Source organism: Chromobacterium haemolyticum (assembly GCF_002081825.1).
Classification (GTDB): Bacteria; Pseudomonadota; Gammaproteobacteria; order Burkholderiales; family Chromobacteriaceae; genus Chromobacterium; species Chromobacterium fluminis.
In genome coordinates this window covers 1-21,923 of sequence record NZ_MUKU01000058.1, presented here as the reverse complement: position 1 = coordinate 21,923, position 21,923 = coordinate 1, and the positions used below count along the sequence as shown (strand labels likewise).

At 59.2% G+C, this 21,923-nt stretch carries 21 protein-coding genes; 8 read left to right on the top strand and 13 right to left on the bottom strand.

Annotation, left to right across the window (positions count from 1 at the left end; all coding sequences use genetic code 11):
- Positions 1-14: 14 nt before the first annotated feature.
- Positions 15-125 carry an ABC transporter ATP-binding protein gene (locus tag B0T39_RS26580; RefSeq protein WP_439896906.1) on the top strand — a complete coding sequence of 37 codons (111 nt, stop codon included), beginning with the start codon at positions 15-17 and terminating at the stop codon, positions 123-125.
- Positions 126-172: 47 nt separating this feature from the next.
- On the opposite strand, the gene B0T39_RS23965 is transcribed toward B0T39_RS26580, so the two are convergent.
- Complete coding sequence (locus tag B0T39_RS23965) at positions 173-718, bottom strand: hypothetical protein (protein WP_081551179.1); 546 nt, start codon at positions 716-718, stop codon at positions 173-175.
- A gap of 125 nt (positions 719-843) precedes the next feature.
- Complete coding sequence (locus tag B0T39_RS23960) at positions 844-2,493, bottom strand: methyl-accepting chemotaxis protein (RefSeq protein ID WP_176219650.1); 1,650 nt, start codon at positions 2,491-2,493, stop codon at positions 844-846.
- A gap of 567 nt (positions 2,494-3,060) precedes the next feature.
- Here B0T39_RS23960 and parS point away from each other — a divergent pair.
- The 3 genes from parS to B0T39_RS23945 all read left to right on the top strand — a co-directional run bounded on the left by parS (position 3,061) and on the right by B0T39_RS23945 (position 5,382).
- Positions 3,061-3,525, top strand: coding sequence for a type II RES/Xre toxin-antitoxin system antitoxin (parS, locus tag B0T39_RS23955; RefSeq protein WP_176219649.1), 465 nt, complete (start codon positions 3,061-3,063; stop codon positions 3,523-3,525).
- Positions 3,522-3,962: an RES family NAD+ phosphorylase gene (locus B0T39_RS23950; protein WP_081551173.1), complete on the top strand. Its 441-nt coding sequence runs from the start codon at positions 3,522-3,524 to the stop codon at positions 3,960-3,962. Before parS ends, B0T39_RS23950 begins: the two co-directional genes overlap by 4 nt.
- A gap of 514 nt (positions 3,963-4,476) precedes the next feature.
- Positions 4,477-5,382 (top strand): BPSS1187 family protein, encoded by a 906-nt coding sequence (locus B0T39_RS23945; RefSeq protein ID WP_081551171.1) that lies wholly within the window; start codon positions 4,477-4,479, stop codon positions 5,380-5,382.
- Positions 5,383-5,704: 322 nt separating this feature from the next.
- On the opposite strand, the gene B0T39_RS23940 is transcribed toward B0T39_RS23945, so the two are convergent.
- The 8 genes from B0T39_RS23940 to B0T39_RS23905 all read right to left on the bottom strand — a co-directional run bounded on the left by B0T39_RS23940 (position 5,705) and on the right by B0T39_RS23905 (position 15,126).
- Positions 5,705-6,544, bottom strand: coding sequence for an ABC transporter permease subunit (locus B0T39_RS23940; protein WP_081551169.1), 840 nt, complete (start codon positions 6,542-6,544; stop codon positions 5,705-5,707).
- Positions 6,541-7,449: an ABC transporter permease subunit gene (locus tag B0T39_RS23935; protein WP_081551167.1), complete on the bottom strand. Its 909-nt coding sequence runs from the start codon at positions 7,447-7,449 to the stop codon at positions 6,541-6,543. Before B0T39_RS23935 ends, B0T39_RS23940 begins: the two co-directional genes overlap by 4 nt.
- Entirely contained in the window at positions 7,446-8,576 is a 1,131-nt protein-coding gene (locus tag B0T39_RS23930; protein ID WP_254894633.1) for an ABC transporter ATP-binding protein, read from the bottom strand. The genes B0T39_RS23935 and B0T39_RS23930 overlap by 4 nt, the downstream gene beginning before the upstream one ends.
- Positions 8,577-8,999: 423 nt before the next feature.
- Entirely contained in the window at positions 9,000-10,487 is a 1,488-nt protein-coding gene (locus B0T39_RS23925; protein ID WP_081551163.1) for a DUF3138 family protein, read from the bottom strand.
- Between the two features lie 101 nt (positions 10,488-10,588).
- A complete protein-coding gene (locus tag B0T39_RS23920; protein ID WP_081551161.1) occupies positions 10,589-11,710 on the bottom strand; it encodes an extracellular solute-binding protein in 1,122 nt (373 codons plus the stop codon).
- A 49-nt stretch (positions 11,711-11,759) separates the two neighbouring features.
- The gene (locus tag B0T39_RS23915; RefSeq protein WP_081551159.1) at positions 11,760-12,896 is read right to left on the bottom strand and encodes a DUF917 domain-containing protein; all 1,137 of its coding nucleotides are present in this window, start codon (positions 12,894-12,896) and stop codon (positions 11,760-11,762) included.
- Positions 12,893-14,440: a hydantoinase/oxoprolinase N-terminal domain-containing protein gene (locus B0T39_RS23910; protein ID WP_081551157.1), complete on the bottom strand. Its 1,548-nt coding sequence runs from the start codon at positions 14,438-14,440 to the stop codon at positions 12,893-12,895. Before B0T39_RS23910 ends, B0T39_RS23915 begins: the two co-directional genes overlap by 4 nt.
- A 185-nt stretch (positions 14,441-14,625) precedes the next feature.
- Positions 14,626-15,126, bottom strand: coding sequence for an Lrp/AsnC family transcriptional regulator (locus tag B0T39_RS23905; RefSeq protein ID WP_176219648.1), 501 nt, complete (start codon positions 15,124-15,126; stop codon positions 14,626-14,628).
- 426 nt (positions 15,127-15,552) lie between these two features.
- Between B0T39_RS23905 and B0T39_RS23900 the strand changes: the two genes are divergently transcribed.
- From B0T39_RS23900 to B0T39_RS23880, 4 genes are all read left to right on the top strand, one after another.
- Positions 15,553-15,861 (top strand): hypothetical protein, encoded by a 309-nt coding sequence (locus tag B0T39_RS23900; protein WP_081551153.1) that lies wholly within the window; start codon positions 15,553-15,555, stop codon positions 15,859-15,861.
- 488 nt (positions 15,862-16,349) lie between these two features.
- The gene (locus tag B0T39_RS23895; RefSeq protein WP_081551181.1) at positions 16,350-17,276 is read left to right on the top strand and encodes a hypothetical protein; all 927 of its coding nucleotides are present in this window, start codon (positions 16,350-16,352) and stop codon (positions 17,274-17,276) included.
- 130 nt (positions 17,277-17,406) lie between these two features.
- Positions 17,407-17,736, top strand: a complete 330-nt coding sequence (locus B0T39_RS23890; protein ID WP_217806334.1) for a hypothetical protein — start codon at positions 17,407-17,409, stop codon at positions 17,734-17,736.
- A 146-nt stretch (positions 17,737-17,882) separates the two neighbouring features.
- On the top strand, positions 17,883-19,769 hold the full coding sequence (locus tag B0T39_RS23880; protein ID WP_141111385.1) for a hypothetical protein: 1,887 nt from the start codon (positions 17,883-17,885) through the stop codon (positions 19,767-19,769).
- Between the two features lie 145 nt (positions 19,770-19,914).
- Here the strand turns inward: B0T39_RS23880 and B0T39_RS23875 are convergent, their stop codons facing one another.
- The 3 genes from B0T39_RS23875 to B0T39_RS23865 form a co-directional block, all read right to left on the bottom strand.
- Positions 19,915-20,352 (bottom strand): hypothetical protein, encoded by a 438-nt coding sequence (locus tag B0T39_RS23875; protein WP_081551145.1) that lies wholly within the window; start codon positions 20,350-20,352, stop codon positions 19,915-19,917.
- A gap of 457 nt (positions 20,353-20,809) precedes the next feature.
- A complete protein-coding gene (locus B0T39_RS23870) occupies positions 20,810-21,103 on the bottom strand; it encodes a hypothetical protein (protein ID WP_081551143.1) in 294 nt (97 codons plus the stop codon).
- 224 nt (positions 21,104-21,327) lie between these two features.
- Positions 21,328-21,923: aminoglycoside 6-adenylyltransferase (locus tag B0T39_RS23865; protein ID WP_176219647.1), on the bottom strand; the 596-nt coding region annotated here is incomplete at its 5' end.

Genomic DNA, 21,923 nt, shown 5'->3' with positions numbered 1-21,923 from the left:
TGAACAAGGGCGAAGTGGTGGAGCAGGCGGACGCGGACCAGATCTACCGCGAACCGCGGGAGAGCTACACCCGCAAGCTGTTGGAGTCCATTCCGCAGGGCTGGGTGGGCATGGCGCCGGCTTGAGAGTAGGCGTGCCTTTGATACGAAACCGCCGGGAAACCGGCGGTTTTTTATTGTCCGGCCAGCGCGCGTAAACCGTAATGCAGCAGCGCATAAGCGCCGAACAACGCGCAGGCCAGCACACCGTAAGCCAGAGCGGAGCGCCCGGCGTGGCTTAAGTCCGTGCTGCTGGGCAGGCAGCCGTCCCAGCACTGCGCCGCCAGAAAGCCCAGGCCGGCGGCAGCCGGACTCAGCCACGGCCAGCGCGCCGCCAGCGCCAGCAGGCCCCAGCCCAGCGGCAGCAATAGCAAGGGCGCGATGCCGATGGGCAGCGCGTTCCACCACGTCAGCCGGCTGAAGCCCACTTGGCCCAGCGTCAGCTGCCGGCCGTTGCTGCGCGGCCACACGCTGAAGCGGCTGGGGCGCGCCCGCAGCAGCCAGCCCACCATGAAGTGGCAGAGTTCGTGCAGCACCGTGCCTGGCAGCGACAGCGTTACATAGGGCCAGAACCAGGCGCGGCGGCGCAACTGGCGGCTTAGCAACAGGAACAGCGCCGGCCACAGTAGCACGGCGGGAGAGGTGGCGAACGGCGCGTACAGCGGCTCGAGGGCGGACATGGGAAGAAGAGGGTGGGCGAAAACCCGGATTGTGGCATGAGGGCGCGCCCGGACCAAGCCGGGCGCGCCCTCAAGCTTGAGAGGCTGGGTATTTAACGGCGTTCAAGGGTTGGAGCTTCTTGTTTTTAATCCGCGCGGAAGCGGTTGATCGCCGCATCCAGCCCATGCGCCAGGCCGGACAATTGCTGCGCCATGGCGGAGGACTCCTCTACCGACAAGCCGTTCTCCGTGCCCATATTGGCGATGCGCTCCACGTTCTTGGCGGCGTCGTTGCTGGCCGTGCTCTGCTCGCGCATCGCCTCGGCGATCTCGCTGGTTTTCTCCAGCAGGCGAGTGGACAGCACGCGGATCTGCGTCAGGCGTTCGGACAGCGTGCCGCTCAGCGCCACGCCGGCTTCCACCCGCTCGGTGGCTTCGCGCATGCTGGCCACCGCCGTGGTGGTGTCGCCTTGCACCGCCTTGATTTTCTCGGAGATCTCGCCGGTGGCCTGCGCGGTGCGTTCCGCCAGCTTGCGCACCTCGTCCGCCACCACCGCGAAGCCGCGGCCGGTTTCGCCGGCGCGCGCTGCTTCGATGGCCGCGTTCAAGGCCAGCAGATTGGTTTGTTCGGCGATGTCGTGGATCACGTCCACGATGTTGCCTATCTCATCGGAGCGCTGGTTCAGGCCGATGATGATGGTTTCGGAGCGGCTGATCACGCTGGCGATCTCGGACATCTGCTGCGCGGCCTGGCCGGCCACCTCGCTGCCGCTCACCGCCTCGTTCATGCTGCTCTTGGCTTCGCCGGCCATTTCCACCGCGTGCTCGGCCACCAGGTTGATGCTCACCGTCATCTCCTCCACTGCGGCGGCGGTGGACGAAGAGGCGTCGGTTTGCACCTGGGACGCCTCGGCAATGCGTTTGGATACGCCGGACAGCGCGTGGGCGGTGTCGTTCACCTGCTTGGCGTCCTCGCGGGTCTGCTGCAGGAAGGCGCGCAGATTGCCCAGCAGCTGCGCCAGCGCACGGCCGGTTTCGCTGACTTCGTCGCGGCCGGTCTGATCCACCGACACCGTCAGGTCGTTTTTCTCCGCCGCGTGGCGCATGGTTTGCTGCATGGCCTGCAAGGGGCGGGTGATGGAGCGGACGATAGCGAAGGCCAGAGCCACGCCCACCACCAGGGCCAGGCCCAGGATGGTCAGCATCATATTGCGGGTGTTTTTCATGCTGACCGCCAGCGCGTCCTCGGCGGATTGCGCGGAGTCGTCGGCCAGCTTGCTCAGGCTGTTGAGCGCGTCGCGCGCCTCGTACAGCTTGGGCTTGAACGGCGTGATGCCGGCGTCGCCCACATTGGCCCGGTTGATTTCGCCGCTGGCGATCTTCTGGTACAGCCCGTTCATGCCCTGCTCATAGCCGGAGATGCCGGTCAGCATGCTGTCGAAGGTTTTTTGGTGATCCGCCGCCATGGCCATGGACTTGGCGGCGCCGGCCTGATTCTTGAATTCGGCGATGTGCTTGTCCAGCAACTGCTTGTTGGTCTGGATGCTTTGGTCCGAGTTGTCCGGATTGCCGATGCTGATGAAGATGTTCTTCTCATCCTGGCGGATGTGCAGCATGCTGCTTTGCATGGCGTTCATCTGGTAGCGGAACGCGATCTTCTGGTCAAACAGCGAGGTCAGTTCGCCGTCCATCTGGTTCAAGGACCACCAGCCGGAACCGCCCACCAGAGCCACTGCAAACAGCAAGCTGCCCGCCAGCGCGGCGATGCGCTGCCCGATAGTGAATTGACTTAACATAATGCCCCCCATTGGTGCTGGTATTCATCTTTTTTCATGGCAAACGCCTATGAATTGGCGATTGCGTCAATGTATGAAGACACAGCGCTTCATGCTGGCATGAACTCCAGCTTGGGCCGGGACTCTGGAACATCAGGAATGGGCCCACAGGCCGGTGCGACGGAGCGTTTCAATGCCAGCGCCTCTCCTCGTGACGAAGTGGAAGCAGTGTGACTTCATTGAATAGGCGCAATCATAATTCACGTCACGCATATAGTCCTAATGGTTATTTTTGCATCGCAAAGCGGCAATATAGGGTGTATGCCCGGGCAAGCGGGGCTAGGCGGGAGGCAAAGGCCAGGCATGGGGCCGATATGAGGTTTTTTCATGTCCCTCGCAATGTAAAAGACATAAAATCCGCGTTGCCGTTTTCAAACGTCAAGATCGGGGCGGTCTAATCCAAGCGTCCGGCGTGCAGCTTCTGTTGTGTTTAGAGTCAGAAGAGGGAAGCCGGCCAAGCCACGCCCTTGTTTTGTCTTGGCAAAATGCCGATAATGAATGGGCAAATTGCCAAATCAAGGAGGGGCCATGAAAGCGCTGCAAGTATTCGTGCCGGAGACGCCGGTCCCGCCCATGGTGGAACACAGCCTGTTGCAGGAACTGAGCGTGTTGGTGGGGCAGGAAATGCTCAACGATTTCGACGTGGCCAAAGTGGTGGAACTGGGCGTGGACACCGGCATGCTGGAACGTCTGGTGGACGCCGGCCTCAGCCGCGGCGAACTGGAGTTCGTCATTCCGCCGCGCACCCTGTCCCATCGCATCAAGAAGGGCCAGACGCTGAACACCGAGGAATCCGAACGCGGCGTGCGCGTGGCCAAGCTGCTGTTGTTGGCGGAAGACCTGTTCGGCGACAAGGACGCCGCCGCCCAATGGCTGCGCAAGCCGCTACACCGTTTTGAGGGCAAATCGCCGCTGGACATGGCCCATACCGAACCCGGCGCGCGGCTGGTGGAACAACTGATCTCCCAAGCCAACGAAGGCTACGCGGCGTGATTGCCTGGCGCATCAGCCGCTACGCCGATCTCAAGGGCCTGGGCGGGCTGCGCTGGCCCGGCCGCTGGCACCCCGCCGGCCAGCCCATCGTCTACCTGGCGGATCACCCGGCCAGCGCCATGCTGGAAGTGCTGGTGCACTTGGAAGTAGCCGTTCTGCCCGCCACCTTCACCCTGCTGCAAGTGGAACTGCCGGACCGCCTGGTGCAGACGCTGGACCAGACCAGCCTGCCGACGGACTGGACCCTGCACCCCGCATTCACCCAGGGCCTGGGCCATCACTGGCTGCAACGCCAGGCCTCCGCCGCGCTGCAAGTGCCCAGCGCGGTGGCTCCCAACGCCCACAACTACCTGCTCAACCCCCTTCATCCGGACGCCGGCGCCTGCCGGATACTCAGCGTGCGGGATGTGCCTTGGGATGCGCGCCTGAAGTCTTGATGAAGACCCCGGGTCAAGCGCTCTGTGCCAACCTTCCGCTTGTCCGGCGGCCTTCGTTTTGTCTGGCCCTCGTTCGCGATATCTTAAACTTTTCCGTAGAAACAATCGTAAACAAACTCTGGCCCTAAATCCGCCTTGCCGCGCTTTTGTGCGCGGGACAGCGCGAGTAGAGTCGGAGAACGTGTTGACGATCTCGCGAGCAAGAACGAGGCAAGGCGAAAGCGGCTGAGAAAGCGGAATGTACTCGTGGTGCATGAGCATTTCGAAGCCGGCATTCATCGCACAATCCCTCTGCCGATACGCGGCAGATCGTAAACAGGTTCTGAGAAAACTAGCCAAGGGTTCATGCAAGCCCAGGCAGTCGGGGCAATTCAACCCACTTAAGAGCGGCTAACAAACCTGATGCTGCGTTGCGCCAACTTACCGTACTCAAGTACTGCCTGCGTTGGCGCGCCTTGCCTCAGATGTGAAACTGAGTTTGTTAGCCGCTCTTATTTAAGATGCGAGGAATGCAATGACAGTTTGGAAATGGGCCGGCAAGACGGCCGCGGCGGCGCTGCTGCTCAGTACCGCCACGGCGGCATGGGCGGACGCCGTCCGCAAGGATATTCTTCCCGCGGATACCGATGGCGGGATTGTGGCCAACAGCGGGCCGCATATCGTTTTTTCGGCGGAGAAGGGCGGACGCGCGCCGCTGCTGGTCTTCCTGCCCGGAACCGGCGGCGAAACCACACGCACCGTGGTGGGCGAACAGGCTTTCATCGACACCGCGCTGGCCCAGGGCTACCGCTTCATCATCCTGTCCTATATCGATACGCCGGCCGTTTCCCAGGTTTGCACCCGGCCAGTGCTGGCTAGCAATCCGGACTGCGCGGAACAAATGCGCCAGAAGCGCGCCTTTGGGGAAAACACCACCGCGCTGATCCAGGACAAACCCAAAGACGCCATTGTTTATCGGCTGGCCGCTCTGCTGCGCTACCTGGCCAAAACCGACCCCCAAGGCCGATGGGAACAGTATCTGGACAAGCAAGCGATAGACTGGAGCAAGATCGTGCTGTCCGGGCAATCCCAAGGCGGCGGCATGGCCGCCTACATCGCCAAGCGCGTGGCGGTCCGGGGCGTGATCGACTTTTCCGGCGGCTGGGACATGCGCGCCAACAACCGCATCGCCTCCTGGTACGCCGCCCCCGGCGCGACGCCGCCGGACAGATTGTTCGGCACCTATCACGTGCAGGAGAACTTCGCCTCCGCCATCCGCCTCTCCTACAACGCCATGCGCATCCCGGCGGACCACCAGTTCGCGCTGAACAAACCGATACGCCGCCCCAACGCCGACAATCCCGGACATGGCGAAGGCGCCAGCAATCCGGTGTACCGGGAACTGTGGCAGGAGATGTTGGAGCAGCTTAAGCGGGGGTAGAGAGAGGGCAGGCGGGGCTGGCCGTTTAGAGCGGCTAACAAACTCAGTTTCACGGCTGAGGCAAGACGCGCCGACGCAGGCAGTACTTGAGTACGGCAAGTCGGCGCAACGCAGCATCAGGGGTTTGTTAGCCGCTCTTAGAGCCTGTTCAAAGTCTCGCGAGCAAGGGCGAGACAAGGCGAAAACGAGCGAAAAAGCGGAATGTACGAGTGGTACATGAGCATTTTGAGCTCGTTTTCAACGCCGTATCGCTGAAGCGCAGCAGACTTTGAACAGGTTCTTAGGGCACCATCCTCGCCTGCTTGATTGACCAAGCACCTTGTCAATCTTGTGCAAAAGCCAGGCGCATTTCTTCGGCGCGGCGGCGTTCCTGTGCCCTCATCAGCTGATTGGCGGCCACCACGCCCACGGTCACCAGTGCGATGAAGACCGTAGCCAGCGCGTTCATTTCCGGATTCAGACCGAGGCGCACGCGTGAGAAGATCACCATCGGCAGGGTTGTGGAGCCGGGGCCGGATAAAAACGCCGAGGTGATCAGATCATCCAGCGACAAGGTAAATGACAGCAGCCAGCCGGACACCAGCGCCTGAGCGATCAGCGGCAGGGTGATGACGAAGAAGGTCTTGAACGGGGTGGCGCCCAGACCCATCGCCGCTTCCTCCAGCGGCAGGCTCAGTTCCCGCACTCGAGATTGCACGATGATGGCGACGTAGGACACGCACAGCACAGTGTGACCGATCCAGATGGTGGTGAATCCTCGGCCCTGTGGCCAGCCCACGAAGTTCTCCAGATTGACGAACAACAGCAGGATGGAGATGCCGATGATCACTTCCGGCATCACCAGCGGCGCGCTGATCATGCCGGCGAACAGCGGAAACAGGCGGAAGCGGCCGAAGCGAGCCAGCACATAGCCGGCCACGGTGCCGATCACCACGGAAGAACTGGCGGTCAGCACGGCGATCTTCAAGCTCAGCCAGGCCGAACTCAGCAGTTCGTCGTCCTCCAGCAGCGCGGCGTACCACTTGGTGGAGAAGCCGGACCATATGGTGACCAGCTTGGATTCGTTGAAGGAGTAGATCACCAGCAGCACGATGGGCAGGTAGAGGAAGGCGTAACCCAGTCCAAGCACGGTATACGACAGCGGTTTGCTCGGCTTGATCATGGTTGATCCCCTTCCATCTCTTTCAACTGGTAGTGTTGGAACAAGGCCATCGGCACCAGCAAGAGCAGCACCATCGCGCAGGTCACCGTCGCCGCCATCGGCCAATCCATATTGTTGAAGAACTCGCCCCACATCACGCGGCCTATCATCAGCGTATCGGAGCCGCCCAGCAGTTCCGGAATCACGTACTCGCCCACCGCCGGGATGAACACCAGCAGGCTGCCGGCGATAATGCCGTTCTTGGACAGCGGCAAGGTCACCTGGACAAAGGCCTGCCACGGCCTGGCGCCCAAGTCGTAGGCCGCTTCCAGCTGGAGCAGGTCCATCTTCACCAAGTGGGCGTACAGCGGCATGATCATGAACGGCAGGTAGGAGAACACCATGCCGATGTAGACGCCCCAGTTGGTGTGGTAGAGGCGCAGCGGCTCATGGATCACGCCCAGCCACATCAGGAAGTTGTTGAGGAAGCCGTCGTTTTTCAGGATGCCGATCCACGCGTACACGCGGACCAGGTAGGACGTCCAGAACGGCAGCATGACCAGCATCATCAGGGTGTTGCGCATGCTCTCGGCCGCCCGCGCCATGTAGTAGGCCATCGGGTAGCCGATCAGCAGGCACAGCAGGGTGGACACCGCCGCCATCTTGACCGAGGACAGGTAAGTCGCCAGATACAGATCGTCGTGCAACATGAACACGTAGTGGTCCAGGTTGAGCTGGATCCGCAAGATATTGTCCTGCATCTCAAACAGCGTGGTGTACGGCGGCACGCCAATCCGCTGCTGGGCGAAGCTGATGCACAGCACCAGCATGAACGGCAGCAGAAAGAACAGCGCCAGAAACACAAAGGGGACGGCGATCACCCCGGTACGGCCCGAAGGCAGCCAGCGTTGGATCCCCTTTTTCATTTGCTCAGCACCACGGCGCTGGTTTCGGTCCAGCTGACGAACACCTCGTCGTCGTAGGACGGAGCGTCGTCCCGCATCAGGGCCAGGCTTGGCACGTTGGCGATCACCACCTTGCCGTTTTCCAGGGTGACGTGGAACAGCGTGTAGCTGCCCATGTAGGCCAGGTTGGAAACCGTGCCCTGCGCCCAGTTGTATGGCTGCTCCGGTTTGGCGCGGGTGACGCTGATGCGCTCCGGGCGCACCGATACGCTCACGTCCATGCCCAGCGGGCCGGTGATGCCGTGGCTGACGAACAGCCGGGTTTTGAGGTCCGGGGCCTCGATAAACACGTGATCGGCTTCGTCTTCCACCACCTTGCCCTTGAACAGGTTGGTGGAACCGATGAATTCGGCGGTAAAACGGCTGTTCGGGTATTCATACACTTCATGCGGGGTGCCGATCTGAATAATCGCGCCCTCGCTCATCACCGCCAGGCGGTTGGCCATGGTCATGGCTTCTTCTTGATCGTGCGTCACCATCACGCAGGTGACATCCACCTTATCCAGAATATTGACCAGCTCCATCTGAGTGGCTTGGCGGATTTGCTTGTCCAGCGCGGACATGGGTTCGTCCAGCAGCAGCAGTTTCGGGCGCTTGACCAGCGAGCGCGCCAGGGCCACGCGCTGTTGCTGACCGCCGGACAACTGGTGCGGCTTGCGCTTGGCGAACTTGCGCATCTGCACCAGTTCGAGCACGGCGTCGACGCGGTCGCGGATCTCGTTTTTGGGCAGGCCTTCCTGCTTGAGGCCGAAGGCGACGTTGCCTTCCACCGACATGTGCGGGAACAGCGCATAGGACTGAAACATCATATTGACCGGGCGCCGGTAAGGCGGGATTTTTGCCAAGTCGTCGCCATCGATCAGCACGCGGCCGGAGGTGGGGTGTTCGAAGCCGGCCAGCATGCGCAACAGCGTCGACTTGCCGCAGCCCGAACTGCCCAATAGAGCGAAGAGCTCGTTTTTGGCCACGCTGAGGTTGACGTGATTGACAGCAGTCGCGTCGCCGAACTTCTTGACGACGTCGATGATTTGAACGAAATCCGCCTTCGATGCCTGGATGGCTTCCTTCTCTCGATGGCTCATGGGCATGGTCATGATCTTTTCTCCTCTCTTTATAGAAATAAGAGCTGCTAACAAAACCTCGCAGAGAACCTGAGCCAAGGCGCGCCGACGCGGGCAGTACAAGTCGTACGACAAGGAGGCGCAACGCGGGATCAGGGGTTTTGTTAGCGGGTCTAAAGGGACAGCTCGCCCCTTTGCGCCTTCCTGAAGCGGACGCCGGGGCTGTTAACATTCATCGTTGCAACCGTTGGGAAAAAATCCCCGCATCCGGGGGGATGCAGGGCAAGCAGGCGCGGGGGCGCTCAGAACCTGTTTACGATCTGCTGCGCGTCGGCGATACGGCGTTGAAACCGAGCTCAAAATGCTCATGTACCACGTGTACATTCCGCTTTTTCGCTCGTTTTCGCCTTGTCTCGCCTTAGCTCGCGAGATCGTAAACACGTTCTCAGATCAAAAGGTGTAGATGAGGCTGCTGCCGATCAGGTTATTGCTTTTGCTCCAGCTGCCGTCGCTTCTCTGGAACACCGCCTGATCCGCCCAGTCGTGTCGATATTCGAACTTCACGGTGAGCTGCGAGGTGGGGTAGAGCATGAAGTCCAGCGCCACGTCCTGGCGTCTGGCGCCGCGGCAATCCAGCCCGCCGTTGCTGGAGGCGGCCAAACAGGCCGGGGCGATGCCGAAGCCGTTGACGCCATCGGTGCCGGCGGAAGCCTGCATGCCATTCAGCGCCGTGCCGCCGGTATAGGTGGTGCCGGCGCCGCCTCCGTTGCGGCCGGTATCCAGGTAGTCCCAGCGCAGAGCGGATCCAAGCAGGCCGATCGGTGCGAAGCTCCACTTGCGCACGGCCAGCAGCGAGGCGCCCCACCAGCCGGCATCCCCTCCGTTCCAGGCCGCGGATTTTTGACGGCCGAAGTCCAGCTCTGCGTTGAATGTGAAATCCGCAGCCACGTAGGCGGCGTCGAACTCGGTGAACATATAGGGCGTGAACGGTTTGTCGCTCAGGCAGTTCAAGCCGTAGCGGCCGGCGGGGCAGCTGCTCTGCGCATTGCCGGAGTAGACCGATTGCCTCCCCAGCGCCGCGGACCAGCCCCAGTCCCAGAGCCCTTTTACCTTGTCGACCCGCCATGTCAGCGTCGGCGTCCGGTTGCTTTGCGCTCCGCCGTCGGCATTCTCCGCCAAGTGGGGATGGGTGCGATTCTGTTCATTGCCTAGCAGCACTTTCCAGGTGTAATCGCCGCTGTCGGTCGAACCGGTATAGCCCAGGCCGACAAAATAGCCCGGCACGCTGAAATCGTAGAGCAGGTTATGGGTTAGCGTGGGCAGCAGGTTGGACTGCTGATATTCATAGCCGGACACGCTGGGCATCAGGCCGGCGATGATCTGCTGGGTGTTGCTCAGCGGCAAGGTGATTTGGGCGGCATTGAATAGCCCGCCTCCGGACCCGCCGTCCAAAGTGACGTTGCCGGCGCCGCGGTTGGGCATGATCTGGATCTCCGCGAAGGGCGCGGTGGGGCCGGTGCCGAAAATCTTCTTGATGTCCAGGTATACGTCGCCGATCGAACTGTTGTAGTAGCTGTAATTGTTGCTGTGGTCCACGAAGTGGAAGCCGCTGTCTTTCGCGTTGGCGTTATAGAGGTAGACCGGGTCCAGATAACCGGTGACCGACAGGCCGGCGATCGGCCCGGTGCTGGCGGCATCGGTGAGCGACTGCAACATCAATTCCTGCTTGTTCAAGCGCTGCTTGATCTCTTCGCTCTCGTCCGCCCGCGCGGATTCGCCGGAGGGCGTGATGCCGGCGTTCTTGAGCGCATTCTCCAAAGCCTCGACCTTATGCTGCAGGGCTTCCAGCCGCGCCGCCGCGTCGCTGTCGCTGGCCGAGGCGGCCCATGCGGCCGGGGGTAAAGCTGCAAGCAGCGCAGCTCCTAACAGTGCCTTCATCTCCATCTCCTTTGTGTTTATTGCTCTTCAGGGCATGACTTTCCCGCACCCTCCGCCTGGCGGCGGGGGCGTTGTTATTGAAATGTTCGGGGAGAGGCCGCTTAGCGTCCGGCTTTGAGTTCGGTGAATTCCCGGTTGATCAGGCGAGTGATCGCCGGGGGAACATCCTGTTCGAGGACCAGACGGCTGCGGTCCGCGTCGGAGGGGTAAATCATCGTGTCATTGGCGATATCGGGCGAGACAAGGTTTCGCACAGTTTTCACGGCGCTCGGGAATTTGATTTCAGTGGTGATTTCCGCCGCAATATCCGGGCGCAGCAGGAAGTTGATGAACTTCTGGGCGTTTTCCATATGCGGCGCGTCAGCCGGAATGGCCATCAAGGTAATCCATAAGGGGGCACCTTCCTTGGGGATCACAAACTTCAGGTCGGTTGGGTGCCCGGCTTCCTTGGCGCGTAGTTTGGCGGTTAATACATCGCCCGAGAACGCGGTGGAAACGCATAGGCTGCCGTTGGCCATTTCGTCGATATAGGTTGATGAGTTGAATTGGGTGACGTAAGGGCGGATTTTCTTCAACTGCGTAAACGCGGCTTTATAGTCGGCCGGCGATTTGGAATTGGGGTTCAGGCGCAGTTTGAGCAAGGCGTCGGTTGCCGTCTCCGCGCCGTTGTCCACCAGGGAAACCCCACAGCCCTTCAGCTTGGCCACCCACTTGGGATCGAAAACCAGATCCCAGCTGTCCACTGGCGCTTCGCTGCCAAGGCGTTTCCGGACTTCCGTGGCGTTGTAGGCCACACCGGTCACGCCGTAGATATAGGGCACGGCATAGCTGGCTTTGGGGTCAATATTCATCAAGGCCTTGCTGATTTGAGGATCTATATTCTTGGCGTTGGGAATCTTCTTCTGGTCAAGCTTGGCGAAAAGCCCGGCTCCCATCTCTTTGATAAAGTAACTGCTGCTGGGAAAGACCACATCGTAATTGGAGTGGCCAACCATCAGCTTGGTCAGCAGCGTATCGTCGGTGTCGTAAATGTCGTAGCGGACCTTGATGCCGGTTTCCTTCTCGAATTTGCGTACGGTATCGCGGCCGATATTCATTGAGAAGTTGTAGACGTTAAGCGTATTGTCGTCCCCAGCCCTGGCGCTGCTGCTCATGGCGAGAAGAGAGGACAGAAGGCCGGCGCAAACCCAAGCGGCGGTCAAACGAGATGCGGATGGCTTCATTTGGATGCTCCCTGCGGTATTGGATCAATGCTAAGCCGTAAGCCGGGGTTTAGCCGGCAATCCGTTCCGGCTGGTTGGGTTTGGCATGGCGCTGCAGCGGTTTGATGTAGTCCGCCGCCGGTTGGTAGTCCAGGTCGTAGCCGAAGGCTCTCGGGCCAACGACGTCCAGCGCTTGCGGAGTGCGCAGCAGCGGCGAGGCGGGCAGGACAATGACCGATACCCGCAGGCCGAAACGAATTTCCTCGGTTGCTATCGGTTGGCCGGATTCGGAGTCCAACACGCAAATGAGATCCGGCACGGTGGCCACCACCTCGCCGTTGACGCGGGCGATCAGGTTTTCGTTCTGGAAGTCGATCTCCATCCCCTCTCCGGAATGACCATCCAAACCGTCTAGCTCAACTTGGCCGCGAGCAAAACCATTGCTGGTGGCGCGGCTCACATCCGAAATCTTGCCTTTGAAGAGCAGGCGGCCGTTGTTTTCCGCGAGCAGCGCGCCAATAGGGTCTATTTTATTGTCGCGCGCGTCGCTGATTTGTTTGCCCAAACTCCAGGCCTGACTGATGGTGTGATGGACGCCGTGGTTTTTGATTTCCAGCCCGGTCATCGGCGCTAGCGCGAACCCGGCGGAACAGCCCATCGCCGTTGTGCTGGCCCGCGCCAGCTTTTCCAGCCAGTGGAAGGAAATGACATGGCGGAATACCACGACATTGCCTTTGTCGTCGGACAGCGCGAAGGGAGACACCGGACAGCCGGCAATGGCAAGCGTGCTCATCTGCATCTCAGGGAAAGCGCGGCCCATGCCGTCGGCGTCGACAACCGGCAGGCCGGTGAGCGCGGCAACAATCATCGGTTCAAAGCAATTGGACCCGCCTATCTCATCGGTCATCAAGGCTCGGGCCTGGATCTTGGACTCGCTCTCCACCGCCCGGAACGCGCGCAGACATTCTTGCCCTTCCTCGATTTTTTCGAAGCCCACCGTCGGCGCCCCAATGCCGGCGACACAGATAATGGCGTCCTCATCATTCAGCGCATCCGGCGACATCACCTCGATGCTTCGGCCAGCGCGCAATTGCTCGCGCGCGCGCAACTTGCCCAGGTAGGAGTTGCCGCCGCCGCCCGTGCCCAACACGGCCGCCCCCAGGGCGATGTAATCCAGGTCTTGCTCGTTCAGAATCCAGTTTTTCATGCCAGCAAATCTCCGATGGCTTTTACGCGGATGCGCGTTGCATTGTTTGGCAGGTAGGCCAGAGGGGTTTCATCCACTTCCACAATGTCTACCGTGTCGGGCTTGGCCCCGGCGGCGACGGCTTTCTGCCGGGCTTCCGTTTTGGCCGCCTCCAGGGCCGCGGCGCGCTGGTCCCGCTCCACGGAAAAGATCCTGTCCACTTCGCCGGAGATTTGAGCGATGGCCGCCCCAACGGCATTGGCCGACGCGTAATGAGGAGGGCGAATCACCCGGCAGTTGGCGATGAGTTCGCCTTTGACCAGCACGGAACCGCCGCCAGTGAGAATGACCGGGATATCCTGCTTGCCGGGCTTCATCCTTTCTATGCCGGCCGCAAGCATGTCTTGTATCTGCTTGACGGCGCGGTCGACCAGCGCGGGAGAGAGATCGCCCAGCATGGCGGGGTTGCCCAGAACCAGCAGCCCGTGCGCGACGGCGATATCGGTGGCGGTGAGGGTGTCGCCGCCGAATATCCTGGCTTCTTGCTTGAGCCGGTAAGCCACCGAGACCGGGCCGATGGAGAGCTCGTCGCCAGCGCTATTGACGATGGAACCGCCGCCGAGCCCAACGGACAACACATCCGGCATTTTGAAATTGGTCCGCACGCCGGCAATTTCCGCGCCTTGCACCCGCTCCCGGGGAAAGCCCTCAACCAGCAGACCGATGTCCGAAGTGGTGCCGCCGATATCGATCACAATGGCGTTTTTCAGCCCAGACAAAAACGCCGCGCCGCGCATGGAGTTGGTTGGGCCGGAGGCGAGCGTGAAGATGGGGAAACGCTCGGCATAGGCCGCGCTCATCAAGGTACCGTCGTTCTGAGTCAGGTAGAGCGGACAGTTGAGCTCCAGCCTCGCGAGGGCTTGGGACAGCGCCGATAAGGTTTTTTGGCCGAGCTTGTGCAGGCTGGCATTCAGAATGCAGGCGCTTTCCCGCGCCAGCAAGCCAAGCCGGCCCACCTCATGGGACAGAGAAACCCTGGCTCCGGGAATTTCGGCCATCACAATATCGCGCGCCCGTTTCTCATCGTCGGCCTTCACCGGAGCAAACACGGAACTGATCGCAATGGAAGTCAGGCCAAGTTCTCGGATATCGCGGCAGGCGGCCTTCAGCTTGGCCACGTCCAGCTCGGCGATGGGCGCGCCGTCGTATTCCGCGCCGCCGGGCAAGGCGGACACATAGCCGGAGACTTGCTCGCGCAGCGCGGGCGGCCAATCCACCATCGGCGGCAGCGAAGCGGTGGCCTTGCCGCACAAGCGCAGTACCGCCACCTTGTTCAGCCCATTGCCTTCAATCAAGGCATTCAGAAAATGAGTGGTCCCTATCATCACCGCGGACACGCTGTTCGCCGTGATAGCGCCCTTTGCCATCACAACCGCCAGGGCGCTGGTCACCCCGGTGATGACATCTTCGGTAGTGGGAAGCTTGACGCTTTCCACCACCTGCTGGCCCTTGAGCACGACGGCGTCCGTATTGGTGCCGCCGACGTCGATACCGATTCTGTACATTACACTTCTCCTCTAACCGCCGATGCCGTACCGATCGTTGCGATACGTTTAGAGCTGCTAACAAAACCTCGCAGAGAACCTGAGCCAAGGCGCGCCGACGCAGAAAACGAAGTTTCTGCGAAGCTACAGTACAAGTGGTACGACAAGGAGGCGCAACGCAGGATCAGGGGTTTTGTTAGCGGGTCTTATTGTTGGTTTTGCAGCTTGGCCCTCAATTTCTCCGCCGACTTGGTCTTCCAGCCAAAGGTTTTGAGGATGGAAAGCAGGATGACGACATTGGTGGCGCGCACGCCTGGAATTTTCCCGATCACCGTGTCGACAAACTCGAGCAATTCCAGGTTGCTGGCGGCCGACATGGCCATGGCAATGGCTTGGCCGCCGGAGGTGATCGCCACATAGTTGATGCACTCAAAGTCCACCAGCTGGTTGGCCACCTCGGACACCTTGCCGGGCTCGACATCGATGGTGACATCGGCCAGCACATTGGCGCCGACGGCCGAGGGGTCCGGCATGGCGCCTACATAGATGAGCTTGTTTTCAATCATGGCGGCAAGACGGGAGCGGACGGTCCGTTCCGAGATGTCGCCAATTCTTGTCGCAATCTCGGACGGAGAGAGCCGGCCGTTATCGCCGAGTGCTTCCACGATGGCCAGGTCCAACTCATCAAGCTTGTATTCATCTGCCACTTCGGTTTCCTTTTGGGTTATCAGGCGCCGGCATGCCGGTCACGCCACGAGATGATCTGAGTTCAGATTAAATCTGTCACATTCCTACGTCAAAGATATTTTTCCATTTTCGGAATTTGTGTGTCAAATAAATTCCGAAAAAGGAAAATAAAGCCACATGAAGCAGGGGGCGTGACCCTCCGCGACATGTGAGCGAAGTAGCGGCTACAGGGGCACGGGCCACTCCTCACAGGCTTTGGACAGGTTCTTGGGTGGGGAGGAGCGGCGAAGAAGGAGGGCCGTCGCTTGGCGAGAGCTCCGCTGCGGGCGGACTCTGCTAACCGGGGAGGAAATGGACGTCATTGTCCATCGGCTGGCCGCTTGCTGCGCTAGCTGCCCAAGACTGATCCCCAAGGCCGTTGGGAACAGTATCTGGACAAGCAAGCCATGGATTGGAGCAAGATCGTGCTGTCCGGGCAATCCCAAGGCGGCATGGTCGCCTACATCTCCAAGTGCGTGGCCGTCAGAGGCGTGATCGACTTTTCCGGCGGCTGGGACATGCGCGCTAGCAAGCGCATCACCGCCTGGTGTCCCACTCTTGGAGCCACGCCGCCAGACAGATTGTTCGGGACCTATCACATGCAGGAGCGCTTTGCCGATCTCATCCGTCTCTCCTACAACACGATGCGGATCCCGGCGGACCATCAGTTTGCGTTGGACAAACCGATACGCCGCCCCAATGGGGAGACTCAGTAAAAATTATTTCTTCACACTCGTCATTTTTGCTTAGGCCGCGGTGACTGCTGTTGTTCTCAATGAGGTATTCGACCATGCGGCATTCACTGTCGAAAAACTCATCGTGCAGGATGTCTGGGGCACGTCAGGCAAGAGCTCAAGCTTTGCCCTACAGGCCAAATCCATGGACCCACACAGGAAGGAAGAGCTTGTCATCTAGAGTCATTCGAAGATTAATGGCTTCTGTCTTGTGCTCTTTCACATGGCATTTTATATGCTGTTTCTTTACAACATACAGAATTTGCCAAATAATGAAATATGCGTATTTTGGGCGCGGACTTTAAATTTTGTCCGAGAACTTTCTTCGCGAAAGTCGTAGCCGTAGAGCTGAAAAGGTCGTCTATGAGGGTAAAAACGTTTGAGTTTGGGGTCGTATGGAGTGTCTACTTGGTGGCGGGGTATCGAATGCCCCTGTCGAATTGTTGTGTTCCCTCCTGTCAAGGTTATTGATGTACGTCACCAAGTTCGGGCCATTGAGCGGCTCCACGTGGGAGGGCCTGTGCCAGCAGGTCTTCAAACGGAAGTACCAAGCTGAGTGCTATCAGCAAATGCAGGCATCCCCAGGGGATTACGGTATCGAGGGGTATACCTCGAACAGTGGGTGGGCCTTCCAATGCTATTGTCCTGAGAAGCACTATGAGCGTACGGAGCTTTACGAAAAGCAACGCGACAAAATTACTGCTGACCTTCGTAAGTTAAAGGACTATGAGACTGAGCTACAGGCACGGCTAGGGAGCACAAAAATTTGTCGTTGGGTGTTTGTCACTCCCGAAATAGACCGGAATGCACTTCTTGCACATGCAAAGGCCAAAGAAGCCGATGTACGAGGATGGAACCTGTCTATTCTGACCGACGACTTCACAGTTCTCCTTCACGATGGTGATCACTATCTGGTCGAAATTAATGAGATCCGTGCTGCAGCCGGGGAAGCACTGATTTTCGATGATGCGGCCCCAGCTCTTGCCGCCCTTACTGGTGAGCAAGAGCTGTACGAGCAGAATGTGCATCGTAAGTCGGGATATCGACTCGCTGAAAAGATGAAGAGCCCAGACTTTCAGGCTCGTGTTCAACAACTTAGCCAGCGTACCATTGAACAGTTCCTTGAGGCTGACGGCTTCTTTCGCCGAATCGCTTCGGCTTCGCCTGTGACGCATGTGAAACTCATCCGCCTCATCAACGAGTATGAGCAATATGTCATTGAAACTTCCGCCACCTGGTCTGGTACGGCAGAAGAGTTGACCATCCAGGTCCGGGATGGTTTGGCAACGCTGATCTCCGATGACCTCACCCCAGAGTTTGACAAGGTCAATGCCATGAAAGTAGCTCGGTATATGACTGCTCGGTGGTTGGCAGTCTGTGAGTTGGACTATGGCTAAGGTAGGGGGGCACAACCGGCTTCGCTTTGAGCGGCGACCATCTCCAGTATTGGCTGAGCATCGACCGATGTACAAGATTGGGCAAGTATTGCTCATACTGTCTCTTGCTTCGCGTGGAAAGAGGTCGAGTTTGCCGCGCCTACAACTGTTCAATTGGGCGATGAAGTCAACCAAACGGCAGCAACAACTAGTCTTAGCCGTAGGTGAAAAGGTCTTGCAGGTTCCCGCATGGGGATTCGACCCGGCACTGGCTATCGCTGTTCGACTTGCCATTGCGGAAGGCTTAGTTGTGGAAAACTCCACTGGCTACGAGATTTCGGAGGCAGGGGAACTTTTCGTAAAATTAATTCTGAAAGACGCGGACTTGTTCGGGAGCGAGCGTTCGTTTTTGTCTGCCGTTGGAAAAGGATTGACAGAGGGAATGGTTGAAGCAACCGCCAGCGGCTGGGAGGGAAAGTGATTATTCGAGGTGTAAAGTTCAGGGCATCCACCAGTGAAGGGGTTTACGGATTTAGTTTTAACTTCGCGCGGGCCCTAACCATCGTACGAGCCAAGAACTCAAGCGGTAAGAGCACTCTATTCAATAGTTTGCTTTACGGTCTTGGTATGGAAGAACTTGTTGGGGGTAAAAATGAGAAAGTACTTCCATATGCTCTCAAGGAGCATATCGAGTACGACGGGCGCCGAATTTTGGTCACGGCTTCAGAGGTATTGCTTGAAATCGAGAGCCGCTCTGGAGAGGTAGTTACCCTTCGTCGCGCTATCAGGGATGCAGTGAGAGATCCAAAACTCATCGAGGTATTTACAGGGGCGCATGTGACCGAAGGGGAAGTGCTCGGTGAAGCCAGACCTACCTATGTACATGATGGCGGAGGAGCCAAGCGGCCCGAGGGTTTCCATCGGTTCCTTGAGACTTTTCTGGGGCTGAGCTTGCCAAGAGTGCCGACCACAAATGGAGGAGAGACTAAGCTCTACCTCCAAGCAGTCTTTGCGGCCTTGGCTGTTGAGCAGAAGCGTGGGTGGACGGACTATATCGCCAACATTCCGTTCTATGGTATCCGGGATGCGCGAACCAAGGTGGTCGAGTTCCTGCTTGGGTTGGATGTGTTCGAGACAAATGCTGCACGCAATCGGCTTAACGCTGAATCAGTTGAGATTGATGCAGACTGGCGCAAAGTCTACGAAGAATTACGGCGAGAGGCTAACCCACTTGGAACTGTAATTGACGGAGTTTCACCCACTCCGTCAGCTCTCTTCAACGAAGATGAAGCAAGCATCAAAAGACTAACTGGAAGTTCCTCGGTTCGCTTAGCTGAGCATATTAGCCAGTTGCGGTCCGAGTACGCAGCCTTACAGAAGCAGGCTGGACAGTATCATCAGTTCTCGGGGGCCGAAGCAATGCATAGTGTCACGGTTGCGATGGATGAACTGCAGGGGCTTAGTGTGTTACATGAACGTGCAATGGCACTCCATGTTGAGCAGCGGGTATCTTTGAAGGACTATGAGACGCTGCTTGCGGAGGCCAACGAGGACCTGGAGCGAAACAAAACTGCAGCGAAGCTTCGTGACCTTGGTGCAAAGCACGATGTGGCGACCGCTGTCGGCAAGTGCCCTACTTGTAATCAGCCGGTTGAAGACACCTTATTTGCAGGGGCTGTGACCGGGCCTCAAATGGATCTCGCGACCAATATTGCCTATCTGGAAAGTCAGCGCCGCATGCTAATGCGTCAAATCGTTGGTTTGAAGACTGATTTACAGGCATCTGAAGTCCGAGTTTCCGAGTTGAGCACCCGCATTGCTAGTAAGCGCGACTTGCTTACTGCAATGCGTGGCGACGTGACATCTGGCGCAACGGAGTCAAAAGCCATCGTGCGTCGGCAGGTTCAAATTGAAGTCGAGGTGGAGGCGCTCGAGAGGCTTCAGACAAAGGCTTCTGAGTTGTTTGCACGGCTCGGTCAGATTGCGGTGCGTATGAGTGCTAATCAGGCGGCTAGGCGTGCTATGCCGAAAGAGGCCTACAGTACGACAGATATCGAGAGCATCAATCGCTTTCAGCTGAATTTCAGAGCGAATGCAGGATCGTTTGGCTATGAAAGTGCTCCAATTCGTGAGGTGGAAATTGGTAAAGACACACTCGTTCCATGCCTCGCTCAGATGGAGTTGCGGGAGATTCGGACTGATATCAAATCGGACTCGAGTGCCAGTGACTTTGTACGATTAATCTGGAGCTACCTTCTGGCCCTTCATCAGACCTCGGAGAACTCCTCGTCTCCGGGTAATCATCCAGGACTGTTGATGTTTGATGAGCCAGGTCAGCATTCGATGGCCGTCGACAGTCAGCATGCGCTTCTCAAGCAACTGGCCAGCGAGAAAAGCTTGCAGAGCATTGTTGCGGCCTCTTTCGATGAAGCGGAGGAAGTATTCCGTCAGGCCACACAAGGCATCCAGTACACCCTGATCGAATGGGATGGCAAGCTTCTGCGTCCTTTGTGAACTACCCCCGCGCTTGTTGTTTCTTTTCGATGATTGGTGGACTTTGCAAACCGGTTAGCTAGTGCCTCCGGATCGGAGATCAGGTTTGACCAAGAACCCTCCCCCCCATAACGCCAAACCCCCGGCTCTCGCCGGGGGTCTCCCTTTACTTATTCTTCTTCAATACCCGTCGCTCCAGCAAGGAGCGCTCCACCTGCGCGTCCATCATCTGGTGTTGATGGTCGGTGTAGGCGTAGACATTCATCCGCCGCGCGCTGAGCGAGATCAGCAGCTCCAGATGATTGAAGAAGCCCAGCCAGTAGCCGCGCTGCTCGCTTAGGCTGAAGTCGATATCGCGAGCGATGCGGCTGAGCAGGCCCTGGCCCACGTAGGCCGGGTTGTCCTTGAACCATTGCAGCACGTGGGCGGCGCATTCCCGGCCGTAGGCGTGGGCCTCGGCGGAGGTGGGCGGCGCGGGAGGCATTTGCCAGTAGTGCGGGTAGGTGCGTCCGGGAAGGCGGCTGACGAAGGGCAGCAGGACTTCCTGGGTTTCTAGGACCGGGGTGCGGTAGCGCCGTCGGCGCGGGAAGAGAGATTGCGGCATGTCGTTACTCCTGCGATGAAACAAGATTAACAAGCTGCCTATCCGCTAGAGGATTTGGCAGGCGCGTGATGGGATTGGCATTACCGAGCCTCACGAACCCCGGTGAGCGCATAGCGCTCTCCCACCAGGCGCCTGCCGTTAAAGCATGGCAAAGCGCAAGCATGCGCGTTGACGCGCATGCTTGAGTCGTGAGGCGTTTCGAGATGCCAATCTCGGTGCCGTGTTTTGCGGCACGCGGGGATTGTTGCCCACTATGCGGGCGGGGTCAAGGCGCGGTGGTCGCGAGTTTGTGCCTGTGCGCGCCTCAAGCCGCAGCTGCCGGTTTCCACCGCTTCCGGGCGATCGAAGCCGGCGCGGGTGGCCACTTCGCGTGCCACTTGGTAGTGCGACTGCAAGATGGCGTGGAGGACGCGTTTGGCGTCGGCTGCGTCGAAGCGGTCAAGTGGGACAGAGTTTGTTAATCGCTATCCGCATGCTCATCAGGGCGTGGCTGCGGTTGCGGCGTTATCACCGATTCAGCCTGCCGGCGATCAACCTTCTCCGCCTCGTCCTGAGGCGGCGGTGTTTCTTTATTCTCTCTCTTGAACCTATCGGGCGGGCTTGGCAGCCGCATCAGTTGTTGCTGCATGCGAAAACTCTCTGTCATGGCCTTGTTGATTTGGGTAAAAGCCGGGTGAGAGGGGGAGAATGAGTCCGCGGTAACTGCCGCACTGTAAAGCGCTAGCGGCAGCAGAAGGGCGTGGGTACGCATCTTATTCCTGACAAAGTATCTGGCCACAGGGCGTGGCGGTTTGCGGTATGGCTTGGCTGGCGCGCTTCCGTTGAGAGGGGGCGCGTGGCTGGGAAGAAAGGCGAACGGAAGCGAACGCCTGAAAGGTAGAGGATTCTATCTAACCATGACCAAAGGTCAAGCCCAAGGAAAAATCACCCGCCTGGCGCGGCGCGTGGGCGGGGGGCTGCTGTGGGGCCCTTGGTTTACGCCGGTGCGATCAAGTCGCGAATGCCGGCTTCCACCGCTTCCGGGTAGTCGAAGCCGGCGCGGGCGGCCACTTCGCGCGCCACTTGGCTGTACAGCCGCAGGGTGGCGTGGAAGGCGCGTTCGGCGTCGGCGGCGTCGAAGCGGCCAAAGGCTTGATGCAGCGCCTGCCAGTGTGCCGGCTCGGCCCAGCGTTGCAGCCCGGTGCCGATATGCCAGCAGTCCGCCGTCGCGCCGGGACGGCTATGGGCATGCCATTCCAGCATCTCCAGCAGCAGTTCCTTCATGGTCCAGTCCCGGAATTTGACGACGAACAGCTCGCCGCGCGCCAGGTATTTGGGGATGTGAAAGGCTTCGAACCAGAATTCCTCCACCCGCTCACGGAAGCGCTCCTCGCTGGGCAGGGCCGGCGCAACGATGCGGCCTTGCGGCGCGGGCAGGCCTTGGGCCGCGCCGGTTTTGTCCAGCTGATCTTCCCCCTCCAGCCATACCAGCGATAAGGAGAGAAGTCCTAGGTTTGCATGGTAGTGGTACTGCTTGATAGTTCGGTGGTCCGCTGCTGGCGATAGCGTGCCGCAAACACTGCTGGTGGTAT

Excerpts from the sequence above, each read along its gene's own strand:
- B0T39_RS23965 (WP_081551179.1), bottom strand. The coding sequence starts at position 718 with ATGTCCGCCCTCGAGCCGCTGTACGCGCCGTTCGCCACCTCTCCCGCC.
- B0T39_RS23960 (WP_176219650.1), bottom strand. The coding sequence starts at position 2,493 with ATGTTAAGTCAATTCACTATCGGGCAGCGCATCGCCGCGCTGGCGGGC.
- parS (WP_176219649.1), top strand. The coding sequence starts at position 3,061 with ATGAAAGCGCTGCAAGTATTCGTGCCGGAGACGCCGGTCCCGCCCATG.
- B0T39_RS23945 (WP_081551171.1), top strand. The coding sequence starts at position 4,477 with ATGACAGTTTGGAAATGGGCCGGCAAGACGGCCGCGGCGGCGCTGCTG.
- B0T39_RS23940 (WP_081551169.1), bottom strand. The coding sequence starts at position 6,544 with ATGATCAAGCCGAGCAAACCGCTGTCGTATACCGTGCTTGGACTGGGT.
- B0T39_RS23935 (WP_081551167.1), bottom strand. The coding sequence starts at position 7,449 with ATGAAAAAGGGGATCCAACGCTGGCTGCCTTCGGGCCGTACCGGGGTG.
- B0T39_RS23930 (WP_254894633.1), bottom strand. The coding sequence starts at position 8,576 with ATGCCCATGAGCCATCGAGAGAAGGAAGCCATCCAGGCATCGAAGGCG.
- B0T39_RS23925 (WP_081551163.1), bottom strand. The coding sequence starts at position 10,487 with ATGAAGGCACTGTTAGGAGCTGCGCTGCTTGCAGCTTTACCCCCGGCC.
- B0T39_RS23920 (WP_081551161.1), bottom strand. The coding sequence starts at position 11,710 with ATGAAGCCATCCGCATCTCGTTTGACCGCCGCTTGGGTTTGCGCCGGC.
- B0T39_RS23915 (WP_081551159.1), bottom strand. The coding sequence starts at position 12,896 with ATGAAAAACTGGATTCTGAACGAGCAAGACCTGGATTACATCGCCCTG.
- B0T39_RS23910 (WP_081551157.1), bottom strand. The coding sequence starts at position 14,440 with ATGTACAGAATCGGTATCGACGTCGGCGGCACCAATACGGACGCCGTC.
- B0T39_RS23900 (WP_081551153.1), top strand. The coding sequence starts at position 15,553 with ATGGATTGGAGCAAGATCGTGCTGTCCGGGCAATCCCAAGGCGGCATG.
- B0T39_RS23895 (WP_081551181.1), top strand. The coding sequence starts at position 16,350 with ATGTACGTCACCAAGTTCGGGCCATTGAGCGGCTCCACGTGGGAGGGC.
- B0T39_RS23880 (WP_141111385.1), top strand. The coding sequence starts at position 17,883 with ATGGAAGAACTTGTTGGGGGTAAAAATGAGAAAGTACTTCCATATGCT.
- B0T39_RS23875 (WP_081551145.1), bottom strand. The coding sequence starts at position 20,352 with ATGCCGCAATCTCTCTTCCCGCGCCGACGGCGCTACCGCACCCCGGTC.
- B0T39_RS23870 (WP_081551143.1), bottom strand. The coding sequence starts at position 21,103 with ATGCGTACCCACGCCCTTCTGCTGCCGCTAGCGCTTTACAGTGCGGCA.